Here is an 18,448-nt window from a genome sequence, read left to right as displayed (position 1 = left end):
AATCGAGGTGACGTAGACAGATGATGACTGAGGAGATCCAGGAGAAATATGCGGACGAGCTAGAAGCTTTTCACATATGGATGAAGGACGCCGGTTATACAGGCCATACGGTAAAATCATACACGGGTGACGTGGTGGAATTCCTGGTCTCCATTCAAGGAAAGTCACTGGAGCAGGTCAAAAAGCTGCATGTGTTGTCTTTTCTGTCCCGTGCGCGGGAGCGTGGGGTTAGTGATGCCACGAGAAATCGCAAACATGCGGCGGTGAACTGCTTTTACAAGTCCCTCATTGAACTCGAATTGTTAACGAATAATCCGGCTTTTGGGATCAAAAAATCCAAAACTGAGAAAAACCGTGCGCCCGTTTTCCTGGATGAAAGTGGGCTGACACGTTTTCTGGAGTCGGTAGAAGGCAAGTATCGCACACGCAATCTGGCTGTTTTTCTGCTGATGGGGTATATGGGATTACGGGTTGGAGAAGTGCATGCTTTGGATTGCAAAGACTATAATGCGGAGCGGCGTACATTGGATGTATTTGGTAAAGGTCGTAAATGGCGCTCGCTACCTGTACCGGAGACCGTGGCAAACGTCTTGTCTCAAGCTATGGCAGAGCGTTTGGAACCTTGGCGACCGAAAGAGGAAGCATTGTTTGTCTCGCAAAAAGGAAAGAGACTGTCGATTCGCAGCATTCAGCTCATATCTACGGAAACCTTTGAACGCTTCCAGCAGGAATCACCAGCCAATCAGCGTCAAAACTACTCCAGTCATAAGCTGCGTCACTCCTTCGCGACCATGATGTTACGGCGCGGAGCCGACTTGCGAACGGTGCAGGAGCTGCTCGGTCACGCATCGATTCAAACGACAACTGTCTATACACATGTCACCAGTAGGGAGAAAGAAGAGGCTATGGCTCTGCTTGACGTTAAACTTCCGACATATTAATAAATAACGCTTATTTAATCTGAAGAGAAGTCTGTCCTATGGACAGGCTTTTATTTGTTTTCATGTGGAGAGGAGAATAAATAACATAATATATATTATGTTAACTTATGATTTAAATAATCATAATTATAATCACATTCACAATCATAGTTATAATCAAAATCAAACCAAAGGGGACCATCTGAAGCTTCTCTCTGGAAGACTCCAATGGTCCCTTTGGGTATGACAGATATGTTAAATCACAACGGTTAACGTGCTTAATCGTTCACGACATGAATGATAAGCAGTCGGATTATTCCAAGCCAGCGATCTGTTCTTTTAATTTGTTAGCAGAAGCCTGGAAAGCCACTTTTTCGGTTTCATTCAACGGAAGAGGAAGGATCTCACGCACACCGTTGCGATCAACAACACATGGAACGCCCAGATATACATCCGATACGCCATTGTAATCTTCAAGCAACGTGGACACGTTCAGAACGGAGCCTTCGTTGCCGAGAATTGCAGCTACAATGCGGTCCAGAGCAAGGGCGATTGCATAGGAAGTGGCCCCTTTGGCATTAATAATCTCATAAGCTGCATTTTTGGTACGGTCGAAGATATCCTGCTGTGTTTCTTCATCCAATTCCAGATCTGTTCCTGCAACGTTAGCCAGGCTCCATACCGGTACTTCGGAATCACCATGCTCACCGATAATGTGGGCGTGAATACTACGCGGGTCGATCCCTTTATTCTTACCAATGAGGTAACGGAAACGTGCGCTATCGAGCAATGTGCCTGAACCGATGACACGGGAAGCAGGCCATCCGCTTTGTTTCCATGAAGTATAGGACAAAATATCTACAGGATTCGTTGCAATTAACAAAATACCATGAGAATTCACTTCAGTAATACGCTCAATAATTTCTTTGAAAATGCTTGCATTTTTCTTCAGCAGATCAATCCGGGTTTCGCCTGGTTTCTGGGAGGCACCTGCTGTAATAATAATGATATCTGCATCTTTGCAGTCGGAATAATCGCCAGCCCATACTTTCACGCCTCCCGTAAACGGAAGACCGTGGTTCATATCCAGCATTTCGCCGGTTGCCTTATCATGATTCACATCCACAAATACCAACTCGGACGAACGCTGTCTCAACATTAGCGTGTATCCCGTTGTTGTTCCCACCGCACCCATGCCTACAATCACGACACGACTTGGTTTCAATGCTGCACTATTTGTCATGTTCACATCCACTCCTTTTGGGTTATACTCCCATCCATATTAAGGGATTACAGAATAGAAAGCGAGTGTTGTCTATAAAATAGTTCACATTACATGTCTTTTTACCAATTATTCCGTCGAAAAACAGTTTAGGATGAAATTAATGGTAATTAATGTGCAACACTTAGCCCAGATCTTCAGTTGGAAAAAGGGAGTGGGCAGCCCTAGAGGGGGCAATGAGCCTTTTACGCAAGGTTTGTGGTAGAATAGGAGCAGTGGATTCTGATGAATCGTAAATATAACGCCATAGGACAGGCATGCGCGCCTGTATATTGGATGAGAGAGGTGGAACCCACTTGCGTTCGCAATGGATCAAAATCGCGCAGACAGCATTGCTGTCTATAGGTATAGCAGCCTTACTGGCTGCATGCACCGACTCAGATCAACCTCCGGAAGCAGAACCTCCACAGCAGCAGGAGGATGCCGGGAATACAGGGCAGACATTAACTGTCGTTCCCCCTGTCAACAGTACAGAATCTGCGGATATGGCCAAGTATCAAATACAAACCCGTTTGACCGATTTTCAGTTGCTTAATGACAATGGAGGATTGGCATGGGGGGTGACGCGTAATGCGCTGCGTCTGTACTATACACAGGATCAAGGAAAGACCTGGACCAATATTTCACCTTCGGAAAATGTACAGTTTCCGGCTAACCCTCAATATGGACAAAGCATTTATTTTGTAGATCGTACGCACGGTTGGATTGTTCGCGAAGGCATGGGTGGAACAGACACCATGGTGCTTCGTACCAACAATGGGGGGGTAAGTTGGAGTCTGTCATCGCTGTCCAAGACGGATAAAGTGACTGCGATCTCCTTTGTATCTCCTGAAAAAGGATGGATTCTCACTACGGTGGATACCGCTATTGGTAAGCAGGACAAGAAACTGTACTTTACCGAAGATGGTGGAATCACCTGGAATCGGATGTCTTCCAGTGATGAAGATGGCAAAAAGGAAGCAGAAGAGATTTCTCAACGTGGATACACAACAGGTATGACCTTCTCCGATCCGAAGCATGGTTTCCTGACGGCGATTGAGTTCGGCACACCGAAGTTGTACGTAACGTCAGACGGTGGAGAGAACTGGGATAAAGGACCATCTTTCTTTGATCGAAACAAATTCAACGGGTGTGGTAATTTTAGTGTCAGTTCACCCCAATTTTTCGGACGTGAAGCACAGTCAGCCTGGATGTCAATGTCCTGTTCTCAAGGGAAGAGCACGACATTTAATGGTTTTTTCACTACAGATGGTGGAAAGAGCTGGAAGCTATCCAATTTTACTTTGAATAAACAAACGGGTCCGAATCGTAACCTTTCACCGGTATTTCTGAACGCTCTAGAAGGTTGGGCGATGCAAAAGGGCATAACCTACCACACCAAGGATGCGGGCAAAACATGGAGCGCTCTTCCTGCGAGCAGTGTACTGGAGAAAATTCTTGAAGACTATCCGGAGATCGTGAAGATTCAGATGATTACCTCCAAACTTGGCTGGATATTGGTTGAGAATACAGATGCCAAAAGATCGTTGTTATTGCAAACGATGGACGGCGGTGTACATTGGAAAGTGCTTTAAAAGTAGAGTGTTATCGATGTGATTAAATATAGGGAAAGTGAGGAGCCGAAAGGTTCCTTTTCTTTTTTGTTTAGTTTGTGAAATAAATCACAAATAAAGTTGTTAGAAGGTGATATATTTAACTCAACAAGAGAAGGAGTGATGAAGATGAGAACCAACGGTCAGACTCAATTCACGCAGGCGGATGATTTAACCAGATATATGCTTCAATTATGCTACACATGTGATGATGCCAATCGTTGTACGACAGAAGAAGCAGTGAAGGCTTGCATGGCAGAACACGCAAAGGCAGACCAGCCCGAACCAGCCGAAGGTGGAGAAGTAACTCGCGGGTTTATGGATATGATGTACGCTTAGTCATCAAAACTGATCAAAAAAAGGCTGATATATCAACGTTTTGCCCCCTGCTGGGGGCTTTCTTTTTTTGAAAACAACTGAAAAAATCACATTTCCACAGCGTACTCATATCACTTCACAGTACTATGCTCGAAGGGAAAAATTAGTTTACGTACTTTCCATAATCCGGTATGGCAATACGGTCAAATTCATTAACCAGTTTTCTCAGACTTGTTGTTAGTAATTCACCAGACATCGGTAGTCCATGGCCAGTTACAGCAACCAATGGCTTTAAACTCTCAAGTTTGACAACAGATTGCTTTGCAGCTTCCCAATCTGTTGTTAAATAGCGAGGGGGTCCACTTATTTCCAATTCCTGATTTAATACTTTATACATATACTCTTGTTTTACAGTAGCAAAGGCGTCACCTGCGATTAACGCTCCGTCACTTTCTCTAAACAACGAAACATGACCGGGAGAATGTCCTGGGGTATGAATCCACCTAAATCCTGGCATATGGGGTACACTTCCGTTCGGGGGTAACGTTTGTACATGACTTCCAAGGTTTATTGGTTCGTTAGGAAAAGCTGGCGACATCTTTGCTACCAAACCACCTTCAACCGTAGGGTCTGGTTCCGGGTAGCTTTTAACCCCTGTGAGGAAGGGGATCTCCAATGGATGTGCATAAACCGGAACTCCCCAGTGTTCTACGAGTTCGATCACCCCTCCGACATGATCAAAGTGTCCATGGGTCAAAATTACTGCTTTGGGCCGGCTGTTTGCACCGAAACGTTCCTCAATGACAGAAATTATTTCATTTGCTGACTTTGGCATTCCGGCATCTACTAAAACGAAATCGTCAGATTTCGGGTTACCTAATAAACAGATATTTACAATTTGAATCGTGTAGCAAAATAAATCAGGTCGTATTTCAGTCCCCACACCACTTCCCACTGAAGTTACAGGAATAAACTTATAATCTGTACCGTAATTCAATTCTTCTTTCATTAGCTCATCCTCCTTATCGATGTTAAATTGACTTGCTGTAGTATACCCAGAAGTTTTGAATTATCCGATTTCCGTACCCTCTCCCGCTGCCCACGACAGGGAGGAAGCTTATTATAAAAGATCACAATCTCTGCGAATAAAACCAGATATAAGTGATACGTTCTATAACTAAATTTTTTTATTTGGAGTGAAATGTATGCGCTTTTAAAAGTACTTCGCAAATATTGCAGCATGGGTTATTATAGAAATAATTAAGGTAATTTTCTCAAAATGTGGAATTGAATGTGTTGCTGAAGAGATGACAGACTTGTTTTTGAAACATGTTACTTTTATCAATCCGGATATTCAGTAACTCTTTGCGAAAGTAAGCTCGTATTATGGGATCTGCTCTCTGTAGCCTTTGTGGTAAAGGCACAAAAACTATAGTAGATAATAAGGGGGTAGCGAATGAAGATTAATCAAAAATATTCCTATGTTAATAAAGCAATCACTTCTGTTCTTGTACTTGTAATCATCATAATGACATGTCCGGGATCTGTGCGCGCTGAGGTAGAGCAGGTGGAGACAACACCCTCCAGAATTGCGTTGTCTTCACTAGAGGAAACGATTGATTCATATGTGGCCACGAATCAAAAGAAAACCGCTGCCGTATCGGTTGTAGCTATCAAAAACGGTGAGACGATTGTGAATAAGGCCTATGGTTACGTAGATTTTGAGCAAAAGAGACAGGCAGACACCTCTACTGTATTTGAATGGGGTTCAACCTCTAAACTGTTGGTCTGGACGAGTGTTATGCAACTTGTAGAGCAGGGGAAGCTTGATTTGGATACCGATATTCAGGAATATTTACCAGAAGGGTTTCTTAAGAAGCTTGAATACGATGCTCCCATCACCCTAAGGAACCTAATGCATCATAACGCAGGGTGGGAGGATAGATTGATCGATTTATGGTATTCATCCGAGAGTGATATTGTGGAGTTAGGTGAAGCTTTACAAAAATTTGAGCCAAGGCAGATTGATCAACCTGGGAGTGTCGTTGCTTATTCGAACTATGGTACGGCTATGGCTGCTTACATCGTTGAAGTGCAAAGCGGACAACCCTTTTATAAATATGTAAATGAACATATATTTAAACCGCTGAATATGAAAGAAACTTCGATGCACCCGTCACAGCATGATAATCTAAACGTCTTGAAAAAGAGAAATGAGATTCAAGGGTACACTACGAGTCTGAAACTCATCCCTAAGAACAGAGCATACATAAGCTTATACCCTGCGGGGGCCGCCATTGGCACAGCAGAGGATGCAGCTAAATTTCTCGCAGCTTTAATGCCGGTGGATCATAGTAATTTATTATTCACGAATAAGGAAACGTTAGACGAGATGCTGTCACCAAGTCTATATTATGATGGAACTTCTAATCCTCGAATTGCACATGGCTTCTTTGAAGTGGAGTACTGGGTGCCTACACTTGAACACGCTGGAAGTACGGCGGGATTTACAAGTAAATTTGTTATTGACCCGGAGTCTAAATTTGGGTTAGTGGTCATGACAAACCAGTCAAATGAAATGGCTTATAGCGTTGGTCTTGTCCAAAAAGTGTTTGGAAGTAGCTTCAGTACAAATTCGGTTACATCTGAGAGTGGAGGATATTATCTGCCTGCGCGACGGGTCGTTTCCGGTTTTACGAAGGCATATTCAATGTTAAGTCTGCAGAAGTATACAACATTTGACCTTAGTAACTTTGCAAATGTTGTTGAGCGTAACGGGACTATTGAGAAGGTCTCCATTCCTTATAATGACTTTTTGCCCGTATCCAACTTGACGATAAACTTGATCAAAGCATCTTTTATTGCGCTTGCAGTAGCCATCCTGCTCAGTTTGAGAGCGATAATTGGCTATTTTATTAGGTTATCCAAATACAAGTTAAAAAACTGGGAAAGACCCGGTACAGGCTTTGATAAGTATCATATTGCTATTAATATTGCCAGTTTAGCATTGATTTTAAATACGACCCTATTGTTCATGCGAGCCTTAGGCTTTGCCCCCTATTCTTCATTACGCGTACATCTCATCTTAAACCTGGTTTATGTGATTCTAGCAGCAGCGTACCTTGTCTTGATGTTCTACAAACTCCTGAAGAGAAGTTACAGCAAAAAGCAAAAGGCGGTATACATCATGTCTGGCATATCTGCTTTCCTGTTTGCTACTTTTATTATGGGATGGGATTTGTACTTTTAGAGCGATATGCAACGTGCACTCAATCAGAAAGGGTACGAAATAACAGAAAGGACGAAACCATGAATATTCAGGATCTCCCCATTGAAACAAAAGAACATATAGGGAAAGTTCAGAAAATCACTTTTCCTAAGCAAGGTCATACTTCTACTGTGGCTATTCTGGATACGTTCGACCAAAAGTACATCATCAAGAAGACAGAAAACGCTCTTTATAATGAATGGTTATCCGATGAATATAAGGTGCTTCAATACCTTCATCATTCGGGACTCCCTGTTCCAAAGGTATATTCGTTTCATACGGAGGAGACATCGAGATGGCTTCTGATGGATTATATTGACGGAATAAGTTTAAGAGAATTTCTCTCTACAATGCCTGACCTTGAAAGTAAAGAAAAAGCGATTTTTAACTTTGGGCGTTGTTTAAAGAAAATACATGAATGTTCTTGTCCTGTTGAATTATTGAGCAATGACAGTCCTTGGTTAGATACAATGCTTAGCAAAGCAGAGTATAATCTAACTCATTTTGCGGTAGACGGCTCAGCAGAACGACTTCAACAGTTGAAAGAAGCACGGCCAAGACCAATAGATAATACTTTTATTCATGGAGATTTTACTATAGATAATGTGCTAGTTAATGATTGCAATATTGTTGGAGTTATTGACTGGGCAGGAGCGGCATATGGCGATCCAAGATATGATGTAGCATTAGCCATTAGACCGAAACCTAATGCGTTTGATAATGAAAGAGATAAAGAAATATTTTATAACGGTTATGGAAAGTTAAGAATAACGGATGAAGAGTACTATTATTTTGAAGACGGGATATATAACTTCTTTTAGTTTGGTTTTATATTATTATATTCCAACGTATATCAATCTCTATAGAAGGAGTAAAACAAATGAGCCCTCCAAAACATATCGTATCTGCCGCTGCAATCGTGATCAACGACAAAAATGAATTATTACTTATTAGAGGCCCACGAAGAGGATGGGAAATGCCGGGTGGTCAAGTGGAGGAAGGAGAATCTCTTAGTCAAGCTGCAATTAGAGAGACGAAAGAAGAATCTGGCATCGACATTGAAATCATCAAATTCTGCGGCATCTTTCAGAATATCGAAAATTCAATATGTAACACATTATTTTTAGCCAAACCAATAGGTGGGGAATTAACGACATCATCGGAGAGTTTAGACTCTGGTTTCTTTCCAATTGAAGAAGCCATTTTAAAAGTCGAATGGAAAAACTTCAGAGAAAGAATAGAGGTTTGTTTAAACCCTGAGATGCAACCTTTTTGCATTGAGTTCAGTGATAAGAGTAATATTTAATGTTTTCGGAAAGGAAGTCAATCAATGAAACGAGTCGATGTAGTTTACTCACTACTGACCAATCCATCCAAGTCTAAAGTGCTTGCAGTAAAGAATGTAGGGCGTTCAAGCTGGTCGCTGCCTGGCGGAGCTGTTGAAGCTGGTGAATCATGGGAACAAGCAGCAATCCGGGAAGCCCAAGAAGAAACGGGACTTGATGTTAGCGTGCACGGTATTGTAGCAATCAACGAGTGTAAATTTGAAAAAATACAGGAACATGCGATTTTTATAACATTCAGAGCAGAAATTGTCGGAGGGGGAGAAGGGATATCAAGACCAGATGAAATCTCTGAGATGGCATGGTTGGATATTACACAGGCAGATGAGCTCATGCCGTACTACAAGAGCGGCTTTAAAAGCTTACTTAATGGCCATGAGATTACATATTTCAACGAAGGTAACAAATGATGTTCTGGATGTAGTGTATAAATGGGAGGCTAACAGATGAACAAGAACAGTGTTTATGAAACAAACAGCTTCTATTGGGATACAAGAGGGAATGACTATTTGAGAGCAATCGTGCTTCCGCATTATGGAGCATTCATATCAGAAGAAAAACACCAACTATTTGGGGATGTCTCAGGATTAAAAATGTTAGAGGTGGGCTGTGGAGATGGCCAATCCTTGCAGTATCATGGGGATCACAATGCTGGTGAACTGTGGGGTATGGATATATCACAGAAACAGATAGAAAAGACACAACAACACTTGAGGACACACGGTATTTCGGCAACATTGATATGTTCACCCATGGAAGAGGAATGTGGAATTCCTACGAATTATTTTGACGCTGTGTATTCAATTTATGCCATCGGTTGGACCACTGATCTTCAAGGTACTTTCAGCAGAATCGCTTCTTATTTAAAGAAAGATGGCATTTTTATTTTCAGTTGGTCTCATCCAATTCATAGATGTGTCGTTGAAGAAAACGATAGATTTGTCTTCAATAAGCCATATTCTGATGAATCGTGGAATGCGGTATCTCCTGACTTTGTTCAGGGTGAACTAACTTTAGCGGATCGTCAAATATCAACCTATATCAATGCGTTGGCAAAAGCGGGATTTGTCATTGAACACATGATCGAGGAATCCGATGAGGATATCATGCAATTACATGATAATAGCGATAATCTCCTTAAAAGAGCGAAGGTGTTACCTGTAACTTTTGTGATCAAAGCGAGGAAACGATAATTAAATGAAATGAATCGGAGAGTGGACTATGTTTAAATATCAAATGGATACAGCTACCTATGTATCGCTTTTGGCAATGAAAGATGCACCCCAATTATATGATTTGATTGATCGTAACAGGGATCATATAGGAGCATGGTTGAAGTTCCCCAATATGACATTAACAGAAGATGATTCAAGATCCTTCATCAAGAGAACACGTATACGATATGCTGAAGATGATGGTTATTGGCTAGGAATCTGGTGTGAAGACGAGCTTGCTGGTTCTATTGGCTACTTATACATTGATCAAGAAAACAAGAAAACTGAAATAGGATATTGGCTAGGTAAGGAATATGAAGGTAGAGGACTTATTACAAAATCGATTAAAATGCTAATTGATTACGCTTTTAATGAACTTGAATTAAATAAGGTTGAAATTGGCGTAGCGACAGATAATTTCAAAAGCCGCGCAATTCCTGAAAAATTAGGCTTTCAACATGATGGTGAATTAAGAGATTACGAATATATTAACGGTGTTTATCTAAACAGAATTATCTATGGCTTGAAAGCAGATCAATGGAGAACGTAATTAATTAAAATGTATGTATTTAAAGGAGCTAGTTATGAGAAAATTACCGCTATTTATAGTAACAGGCGCAAGTGGAACAGGAAAAACAACGATCTCTTCGCTTGTTCGCAAGCTGCTTCCCGAAATTGACGTCTTTGATATGGATATCATCAATAATGTGGATTGGCAGATTGCCAAAGAGAATTGGTTGAGGATTGCGTATAGCATATCCCTAAGTGGACGAGGAACCGTTTTATGCGGAACGATGGTGCCGGAAAACATTGCATCGTCCGACTACATCGATCGATTCGATCAGATTCTATATATGAATTTGCATTGTGACGACGTTACTCGCGAGACGCGTTTAAGAGCTCGTGGGTGGGATGAGAACTCGATCGAAGATCACAAGGATTTTGCAAATTGGCTACTCCAGAATTCGGAAACTGCATTTGACCCACCCATGCAAAAAATCGAAACGGCAGAACTTACAGCAGAGGAAGTAGCTGAACAGATCAAAGAATGGGTTCTAAAAAACTGGTGCGAGGAATGAACACCTAAAATAACCTTATAGTTAGATTGAGTGGGAGGAACAGATGTTACCTTTTCAAGTAAATGAATCTATTGTATTAAAGCTGATCGAATCTCAAGATCGAGATGTGTTGTATGCATTAATAGATGAGAATAGAAAGCACTTGAGAACGTGGTTACTCTGGGTTGATAAACGGCAATCGCCCCAAGATTTAGATTCTGTAATAGAGTTATGGACACGTAATTATGAAGAGCGAAACGGTTTTGATTCCGGAATATGGTTTAATGGACAATTGGTCGGGATGTTAGGGTTGCACTATATTGATTGGAACAATAGAGCAACGAGCATTGGATATTTTTTAGCTGAGTCAGCACAGGGTAAAGGAATTATTACCCAATCCATAGAACAATTGCTTCAATATCTCTTCAACGAGTTGAAGTTAAATCGTGTAATCATTCAATGTGCAGAAAACAATTTTAAAAGCAGAGCCATACCTGAGAAAATCGGATTTACTAATGAGGGTACATCACGAGAAGCTCAATGGGTTTACGATCATTACGAGAATATATTGACTTATAGTCTGTTATCTGGTGAATGGGATACTTAAACGGTAGAGTATATCGTCTGCTAAGCGAAGGAGGGCACGGATTGTTTCTCAATGGATTACTTTGGTTGATCATCCTCTGGGTGATATCTATCTATTTCAGTTTTCCCAAGAAAGATCGCATGAACAGCGTCAACGTGCCAAGTACATATTACATTCAATCTTCCAATCAACTGGATATGCAAAAGAATAATGAATGTGCTGCATTTTCCAGTGCGTTCGTCTTGAGACATTTCGGTTTGGAGTCCAACGGAACTAAGCTTTATGAATCCTATCCTCGCAAATTACTGGATGGAACCGTATATCCGAAAGCGGTTGTTGTTTTTTTCAGAAAGCTAGGATACAAGGCAATGTACTTACGTGGTAATGTGAATACGTTGAAGCAACAGATCAGCCAAGGGGTGCCTGTTATTTTATTTATTAAAGTCCATGCCAAACAACGTTACTTGCATTTTGTTCCCGTTGTTGGTTATGATGAAACGCATTTTTACTTGGCAGAATCGTTAGATCACAAGGTTAATTGTGATGAAGAGTATTACAACCGAAAAATCAGCATCAATGAACTCAACACGGTATGGAGGTCATGGTTGCCCTTTTGTCAGAACTCATATATCGTCGTACATCCGAAGAAGACTTAAGAAGGCCCGCTCAAGGGACAGGTATTTTTACTTTGAACGAACGAATCGGCATTATTCGAAAATTCTGCATGGTCAAAATATGAAACTCATGCCCAATTGGCATGAGTTTTTCTGTGAACAAATCTACTCACGTAAACAAGTTCGTTTTAGTCGATGGTTATGGAATATAGATAAAACGTATGGGCAATTGCTACGGAATTTATAGTTTTTCTTATAAATCAGGCTAAGCTTTTTAATTAATTGGTTGTTCGTCCACGCATCTATTTATCTACATACGTACGTTAAACTATGTCCATAGGGAGGTGTCCACACGGTGAGTCATTCAGAAGTGAAGAAACGAATGAAGAGAAAAAAGGCAACATTATATCCGTGTAAACTTAAAAGAAAAGAACGCCGATTGAAAGTGGTTAAGAAGTTCGTTCACGTAAAATGTCCGCCTCCAGAAGTGAATATATCTACCCCTACTGTCGTTGGTCCAACAGGACCGCAAGGGATACAAGGCGTGCAGGGTGTACAGGGTATTCCAGGTAAACAAGGGGTAGAAGGGCCACCTGGAGCTCAAGGACCAGCGGGAGGGCCGCCTGGACCACAAGGACCTCAGGGACAGCCTGGTCCTGCTGGAGCCGTAGGCTCTCAAGGTCCGGTCGGACCTGCTGGCCCCATGGGAGCCCAGGGCATTCCGGGAGAAGCAGGGGCTGTAGGGCCACAGGGTCCGCAAGGTAATCCTGGGCCTGCCGGTGCAATTGGAGCTCAAGGTTTTCCTGGTCCCCCTGGAGCTGTTGGGCCGACGGGTGCGACAGGAGCAGCGGGCCCGGCAGGCACAGCCGGTGCAGCAGGAGTGGCAGGCCCTGCTGGAGCAGTAGGCCCGGCAGGACCAGCCGGTGCAACAGGAGCAACAGGCCCTGCTGGAGCTGCAGGCACAGCTGGTGCAACAGGAGCGGTAGGCCCTGCTGGAGCAGTGGGCGCGACAGGAGCGACAGGAGTAGCTGGTCCCGCTGGGGCAACAGGATCTACAGGAGCGACCGGAGCAGCCGGAAGCGTGCTGGGATTCGCTGACTTTTTCGCACTGATGCCACCTGATAATGCTGCAACGGTTGCTCCCGGTACGGATGTAAGCTTTCCTCAGGATGGGCCAACAAGTGGAACAACTATCGCCCGCACGGGGCCTAGTTCATTCAATCTGGCAGCCATTGGTACGTATCAGATTTTGTTCCAAGTGAGCATCAATGAAGCGGGTCAATTAATCTTGACCCTCAATGGGGCAGATTTGGCCCCTACAGTAGTTGGGCGAGCTACGGGTACGTCTCAGATTGTGGGTATGGCCTTGGTACAGACAACCGTGATTAATTCTATTCTGACCGTTCGAAACCCGGCTGGTAATTCTACTGCGTTAACAATTACGCCACTTGCGGGCGGAACAAGACCTGTATCGGCACATCTTGTGATCACACAATTAGCATGAGTCCGTTATCAGCCCTGGCTAAGTGTACTTTGCTTTATTAAATAGGCATCCCCAATGTAACATTGGTGTGCTTGAACGGAGATCTCAGTGCTTTACTCAGGCTGTTATCTCCGTTGGGGCTGATGTTGTACATATTAATTAGATTTGAAGACCAAAAAATAATATTAGCCCTGTTTCGGTAGCAGGTAGAGGACAAGAGTTATTCAATGAAGCATACCTATTCATTTACTCCTTCTTTGATTTAATTGTTCAAATATTTAATCGGGTTAACAAGTTCCGTGTCCGTCCGCATATACATTACAGGAGACGGGTCAAGACTCCGGCTGTCCTAAGTTGTATGAACGGAGGGAGAGACATGGGCATTGAATCATCCTGGATGTTTGATTTGTTTGGAACCGTCTTTCCGGTTGTATTTGTTCTGATTATAGGTATAGTCCTTCTGTCGATGGGAAAAGAGGTATGGAGGTGGGGACGCAACAACTCGGAGCCGCTGTTGACCGTGCCTTCACGAATCACCAGCAGACGGATGAAGTTGAGCCAGACGCAATCTGAACCAGGCAGTACAGCACGAACGTTATACTACGTCACCTTTGAAGTGGAGAGTGGAGATCGACTCGAATTCAAAGTTAATGGCGAAGAGTATGGTTTGTGTGCTGAGGGAGACGAAGGACGGCTCTCGTTCAAAGGAACGCGTTATGTAGGCTTCGAGCGATATAATCGTGTGTATTCCGAACGCCTACGGGGTTAAACTAAGCAGCTTGCGCCAGGATGGCGTGAGCTTTTTTTGATTATTTGCTGGACAAGCGTTTCTTAATGGCTTTAACGTGTATTTATATAAGAAGAGGCATACTGAGATTATGATCAAAGGATCATTACCATAGAGGAGGCAATGAACATGTCATTTACAGACCAGGTTGTTGTTGTAACCGGTGCGGCACAGGGAATTGGACGGAGTGTGGCTGAGGCTTACGCGGTCGCCGGTGCCAAAGTTGTACTTGCTGACTACCAGGAAGCGGAGGGTGCGGCAGCTGCGGCTTCCATTCGTAATGAAGGTGGAGAAGCCATTTTTGTCCAATGTGATGTTCGGAGTGAGCGGGACATTACGAACCTTTTTCGCACAACCGTGGAAGAGTTCAATCAAATTGATGTGTTGGTGAATAATGCAGGACTCGCCAAATGGAAGTCCCCCTATGAGCTAACGCTGGAAGAATGGGACGATGTACTCAATACGAATGTGAGAAGTTGCTTTTTGGCAAGTCGGGAAGCAGCCAAACATATGAAAAGCAATGAGCACGGGGGTGCCATTATCAACATGGCTTCTACACGTGCACTGATGTCTGAGCCGGATACCGAAGCTTATGCCGCATCCAAAGGAGCGATAGTAGCTCTCACGCATGCGCTGGCGGTCTCACTGGGTAAAGACCAAATTCGGGTCAATTGTATCAGTCCGGGATGGATTGAAACGGGTGACGTGGAGAAATTGAAGAAGGAGGATCATGAACAGCATCCATCCGGTCGAGTGGGTGTTCCTTCGGATATCTCCCGTGCTTGTCTATATTTATCTGATCCAAGCAATACCTTTGTCACAGGGACCAACCTCATTATTGATGGAGGCATGACCCGAAAAATGATATATGAGGACTAGAACCGGGATCGATCCGGGCGAGCCCGCCACTATACCAACTTAAGAGTAATAAGCCCAAGTTAAGCACTTGGGCTTATTTGTTTTTGATAACTCGGTTGCTATAATAAATGTGATTTTACAACCGTAGAGGAATGGAGGGAGTATATGTTCGGGAAACAATCCCGGAAGGTATTTTGGCTGTTACTGCTGATCGGAGGGATGATAATGATAGGGAATGAGTCACCTGCTGAAGCTGACGGCGCGGATATACGGGCGGCCTGGGTATGGCAGGCACAGTCTGTTAGCAACGGAGATGAGCTGTTGGCCAATGCAGCTAGACATAAGATAAACAGGCTATACGTAAATGTAGACATGACGCTGTCCAAGGAGGTATACCAGACGTTTATAGCCAAAGCCAGCCGTGCAGATATCGCGGTTGAAGCGCTAGGAGGCGATCCATCCTGGGCAGTCAGTGGCCGTGAAGGCCCCATGCTCAGATTAGCGTCCTGGGTAAGTGACTACAATCAGGCTGCTGAGCCCAACGAGCAATTTGATGCCATACATCTGGATATCAAGCCCTATGTGTTATCAGCTTGGCAAGAAGATGCTAAGCCACTGGTACAATCCTGGGTGGCCAATATGAATCTGTTATTTGAGCAAGTGAGACAGAATGGCGCGGTTGCCGTGAATATGGACCTGCCATTTTGGCTGGATTCCTATACTATCACAGGGAATAGAGTTTCGGAGGATGCAGATAACGAACCATTGTCACGTTGGTTCATCGAACAAGTGGATCATGTCACTTTACTCGCTTACCGTGATAACGCACAAGGAAACAACGGTATCATACGTTTAATTGAACAGGAAATGAACTGGGCCGACGCCAGCAATGTGAGTGTCACGGTTGGGTTGAACACCAAACCAATGCCTGGCGAGGAATTCACGACTTTTGCCGGTAAAGGTGCAGCGCAGCTGGAAAGCGTTATTGAAGAAGTTGCCTCCGCATTCAGTGAACATACTTCATACGCCGGTTCTGCTGTACATGACATCGTATACTGGGGACAACTGGAGCCGTCAGAACTGCCATTACCGGAGATTCCAGCCAATCAGCCCGAGATTCGGGGGACGTATATCTGGGAGGCCTCTCAGGTGACGAATGACGGGGGAGAGCACATACTAGAGTTTGCCAGAGCGCAAAATATTAACTGGTTGTATGTTCGGTTAGATCTGGATCAACCGTATTCGAGTTACCGCAGTTTTGTAAAACGGGCCAATGCACAGGGCATTGAAATCCATGCCATGGGCGGACATCCGATCTGGGGCAAAAAGGAAAACCGTCCACGCATTCAGCGCCTGATTGATTATGTGAAAAACTATAATGCGGAATCCGAGCCGGATGAACGATTTGAAGGTATCCATCTGGATATTGAACCTTACACTTTGCCGGAATGGGAGAATAATCGGGACACCCTGTTGACCGAATGGGCAGCCAACATTACATTTTTCCAGGAAGAAACGAAGAAGGACAGTGATCTCGAAACAAGTGCAGACCTTGCTGTATGGCTGGATACCTTCCCGTTGCCGGGAAAAGACATGTCTGTGACAGAGTTTATGATCGATACACTTGATCATGTGTCGATGATGGCATTCCGTAATCAGGCAGAAGGGTCCAATGGCATTGCTGCTGTTGTGAGTCAGGAGATGGAGATTGCAGATCGTCTGGGCAAAAGGTTAATGATTTCGGTAGAAATGAAGCAGAACCATGAAGGTCAGCATATTTCTTTTTATGAGAAAGGGGCGGCGGAAATGGAACTTCAGCTCGCCAAGCTTCCGGATCTGCTGGCCGAGCATCAGGCTTACCAAGGCAACATTGTACATGCCTATGATTATTGGATTGAAGCCAAGCCTTAAACCGGCGAGTATTATAAGAAACGAATTGCTTCGGGACTTCACCTTGGGTGGGGTTCCGGGCTTTTTTTTATGGAAAAAGGATGGAATCGTGTCACCGAATGGGCTCCTGCACAATACGATGTACGGTGATGAACAGCTGAAACAAAGGAGGAAACAGACTATGGCTGTTATTAAAGCCAACTCAGAGGACGTCAAGCTGCTGGCTAGGCTGCTGAGGGCGGAGGCTGAAGGTGACGGCGAACAAGGCATGCTGCTTGTAGGTAATGTAGGTGTGAACCGGGTGCTGGTGGATTGTCTGGACTTCAAAGATATTCGTGACATCAACCGCATGGTATTTCAGAACCCCGGAGGCTTCGAGTCAACACAGAAGGGTTACTTTTACCAACGGGCGAGACAATCCGAGATTCGTCTGGCACAACGTGTAATTAATGGAGAACGGTTTTGGCCAGCCAGCAATTCATTGTGGTTTTTCCGACCTGTGGGCGACTGTCCGGATACGTGGTATAACCAGCAAAATACAGGACGTTTCAAAGCACATTGTTTCTTCAGTCCGACAGGCGACGACTGTCCGGAAGTCTATTAAATTTGGGGAGGAATCACTATGATTAATCAACCGTATCAACCTACGACTCAAACTATGGGTCAGCAAGCGAATTCCGTATTGGGCCAGCAAGCGAATTCTGTGTTGGGTCAACAAGCCAACTCTCAGGTTCAAGGTACATCTTACAAAATTGGTAACGGCATGCCTAGCATGTCACCAACGCCAGGAATGGTATCCCCTAGCTCAACTAGTGTACCGCCACTCGTATCCAGCGGAAGTCCAATGACTCCCTCGGGTGCTGTGGTTACGACAACGGCTCCTCAATTTGAGCAATCGTACATTGAAAATATTCTGCGTCTGAATCTTGGGAAGTACGGCACGTTCTACATGACATATGAAGGCAACAAAGAATGGAATGCTCGCATATTCCAAGGTATTATTGAGGCAGCGGGCCGTGACCATATTATTATCAGCGACCCGAAGACTGGTAGACGGATCATGTTGTTGATGGTCAATTTCGACTATGCTACATTTGATGAGCCATTGTTGTATCAATATCCGGGCGTGGTAGGCAATTACCCACAAGCTCCAAGCAGATTCTAACTCGGTTTCAATTGATTGGATATGTCTAACACATCCTGATATATTATGCTGTCCCGAATGTGGAGATGAT

20 protein-coding genes are annotated in these 18,448 nt (G+C 43.8%); 18 read left to right on the top strand and 2 right to left on the bottom strand.

Translation table 11 applies throughout. The annotated features are described in order from the left end of the window. Window positions 1-20 precede the first annotated feature (20 nt). Window positions 21-941 carry a tyrosine-type recombinase/integrase gene (locus MKX40_RS17260; protein ID WP_339234382.1) on the top strand — a complete coding sequence of 307 codons (921 nt, stop codon included), beginning with the start codon at window positions 21-23 and terminating at the stop codon, window positions 939-941. Window positions 942-1,233: 292 nt separating this feature from the next. Here the strand turns inward: MKX40_RS17260 and MKX40_RS17255 are convergent, their stop codons facing one another. After that, window positions 1,234-2,163 carry an L-lactate dehydrogenase gene (locus tag MKX40_RS17255; protein WP_253437053.1) on the bottom strand — a complete coding sequence of 310 codons (930 nt, stop codon included), beginning with the start codon at window positions 2,161-2,163 and terminating at the stop codon, window positions 1,234-1,236. Window positions 2,164-2,498: 335 nt separating this feature from the next. Between MKX40_RS17255 and MKX40_RS17250 the strand changes: the two genes are divergently transcribed. Together MKX40_RS17250 and MKX40_RS17245 are read left to right on the top strand one after the other, a co-directional pair. After that, the gene (locus MKX40_RS17250) at window positions 2,499-3,776 is read left to right on the top strand and encodes a YCF48-related protein (RefSeq protein WP_339234379.1); all 1,278 of its coding nucleotides are present in this window, start codon (window positions 2,499-2,501) and stop codon (window positions 3,774-3,776) included. Between the two features lie 147 nt (window positions 3,777-3,923). Further along, window positions 3,924-4,133 carry a hypothetical protein gene (locus MKX40_RS17245; RefSeq protein WP_339234377.1) on the top strand — a complete coding sequence of 70 codons (210 nt, stop codon included), beginning with the start codon at window positions 3,924-3,926 and terminating at the stop codon, window positions 4,131-4,133. Between the two features lie 142 nt (window positions 4,134-4,275). Here MKX40_RS17245 and MKX40_RS17240 read toward each other — a convergent pair whose 3' ends face one another. Then, complete coding sequence (locus MKX40_RS17240) at window positions 4,276-5,121, bottom strand: MBL fold metallo-hydrolase (protein WP_339234375.1); 846 nt, start codon at window positions 5,119-5,121, stop codon at window positions 4,276-4,278. 447 nt (window positions 5,122-5,568) lie between these two features. Between MKX40_RS17240 and MKX40_RS17235 the strand changes: the two genes are divergently transcribed. The 15 genes from MKX40_RS17235 to gerQ all read left to right on the top strand — a co-directional run bounded on the left by MKX40_RS17235 (window position 5,569) and on the right by gerQ (window position 18,378). Further along, window positions 5,569-7,362 (top strand): serine hydrolase domain-containing protein, encoded by a 1,794-nt coding sequence (locus MKX40_RS17235; protein WP_339234373.1) that lies wholly within the window; start codon window positions 5,569-5,571, stop codon window positions 7,360-7,362. A gap of 59 nt (window positions 7,363-7,421) precedes the next feature. Further along, window positions 7,422-8,201 (top strand): phosphotransferase, encoded by a 780-nt coding sequence (locus MKX40_RS17230; protein ID WP_339234371.1) that lies wholly within the window; start codon window positions 7,422-7,424, stop codon window positions 8,199-8,201. Between the two features lie 59 nt (window positions 8,202-8,260). Then, window positions 8,261-8,686, top strand: a complete 426-nt coding sequence (locus tag MKX40_RS17225; protein ID WP_339234368.1) for an NUDIX hydrolase — start codon at window positions 8,261-8,263, stop codon at window positions 8,684-8,686. Between the two features lie 24 nt (window positions 8,687-8,710). Then, the gene (locus MKX40_RS17220) at window positions 8,711-9,133 is read left to right on the top strand and encodes an NUDIX hydrolase (RefSeq protein ID WP_339234365.1); all 423 of its coding nucleotides are present in this window, start codon (window positions 8,711-8,713) and stop codon (window positions 9,131-9,133) included. 36 nt (window positions 9,134-9,169) lie between these two features. Next, window positions 9,170-9,916 carry a class I SAM-dependent methyltransferase gene (locus MKX40_RS17215; protein WP_339234363.1) on the top strand — a complete coding sequence of 249 codons (747 nt, stop codon included), beginning with the start codon at window positions 9,170-9,172 and terminating at the stop codon, window positions 9,914-9,916. Between the two features lie 28 nt (window positions 9,917-9,944). Then, window positions 9,945-10,487, top strand: coding sequence for a GNAT family protein (locus tag MKX40_RS17210; RefSeq protein ID WP_339234360.1), 543 nt, complete (start codon window positions 9,945-9,947; stop codon window positions 10,485-10,487). Between the two features lie 34 nt (window positions 10,488-10,521). After that, window positions 10,522-11,016 carry an AAA family ATPase gene (locus MKX40_RS17205; protein ID WP_339234357.1) on the top strand — a complete coding sequence of 165 codons (495 nt, stop codon included), beginning with the start codon at window positions 10,522-10,524 and terminating at the stop codon, window positions 11,014-11,016. A 43-nt stretch (window positions 11,017-11,059) separates the two neighbouring features. Next, the gene (locus MKX40_RS17200; protein ID WP_339234354.1) at window positions 11,060-11,602 is read left to right on the top strand and encodes a GNAT family protein; all 543 of its coding nucleotides are present in this window, start codon (window positions 11,060-11,062) and stop codon (window positions 11,600-11,602) included. A gap of 41 nt (window positions 11,603-11,643) precedes the next feature. Continuing rightward, window positions 11,644-12,237 carry a C39 family peptidase gene (locus MKX40_RS17195; protein WP_339234351.1) on the top strand — a complete coding sequence of 198 codons (594 nt, stop codon included), beginning with the start codon at window positions 11,644-11,646 and terminating at the stop codon, window positions 12,235-12,237. 313 nt (window positions 12,238-12,550) lie between these two features. Then, on the top strand, window positions 12,551-13,699 hold the full coding sequence (locus tag MKX40_RS17190; protein WP_339234348.1) for a collagen-like protein: 1,149 nt from the start codon (window positions 12,551-12,553) through the stop codon (window positions 13,697-13,699). Window positions 13,700-14,054: 355 nt separating this feature from the next. After that, a complete protein-coding gene (locus MKX40_RS17185; RefSeq protein ID WP_339234346.1) occupies window positions 14,055-14,447 on the top strand; it encodes a DUF2500 domain-containing protein in 393 nt (130 codons plus the stop codon). A gap of 147 nt (window positions 14,448-14,594) precedes the next feature. Continuing rightward, entirely contained in the window at window positions 14,595-15,344 is a 750-nt protein-coding gene (locus MKX40_RS17180) for a glucose 1-dehydrogenase (RefSeq protein WP_339234343.1), read from the top strand. Between the two features lie 204 nt (window positions 15,345-15,548). Further along, on the top strand, window positions 15,549-17,234 hold the full coding sequence (locus MKX40_RS17175) for a hypothetical protein (protein WP_339234341.1): 1,686 nt from the start codon (window positions 15,549-15,551) through the stop codon (window positions 17,232-17,234). Window positions 17,235-17,394: 160 nt separating this feature from the next. After that, window positions 17,395-17,817, top strand: coding sequence for a cell wall hydrolase (locus MKX40_RS17170; RefSeq protein ID WP_278294688.1), 423 nt, complete (start codon window positions 17,395-17,397; stop codon window positions 17,815-17,817). A 159-nt stretch (window positions 17,818-17,976) separates the two neighbouring features. Beyond that, a complete protein-coding gene (gerQ, locus tag MKX40_RS17165; protein ID WP_339243111.1) occupies window positions 17,977-18,378 on the top strand; it encodes a spore coat protein GerQ in 402 nt (133 codons plus the stop codon). The last annotated feature ends 70 nt before the right edge of the window (window positions 18,379-18,448 follow it).

The organism is Paenibacillus sp. FSL R5-0517 (assembly GCF_037974355.1).
Lineage (GTDB): Bacteria > Bacillota > Bacilli > Paenibacillales > Paenibacillaceae > Paenibacillus.
The sequence above is the reverse complement of the archived record's forward strand: the minus strand, read 5'-3'. Positions and strand labels throughout refer to the sequence as shown.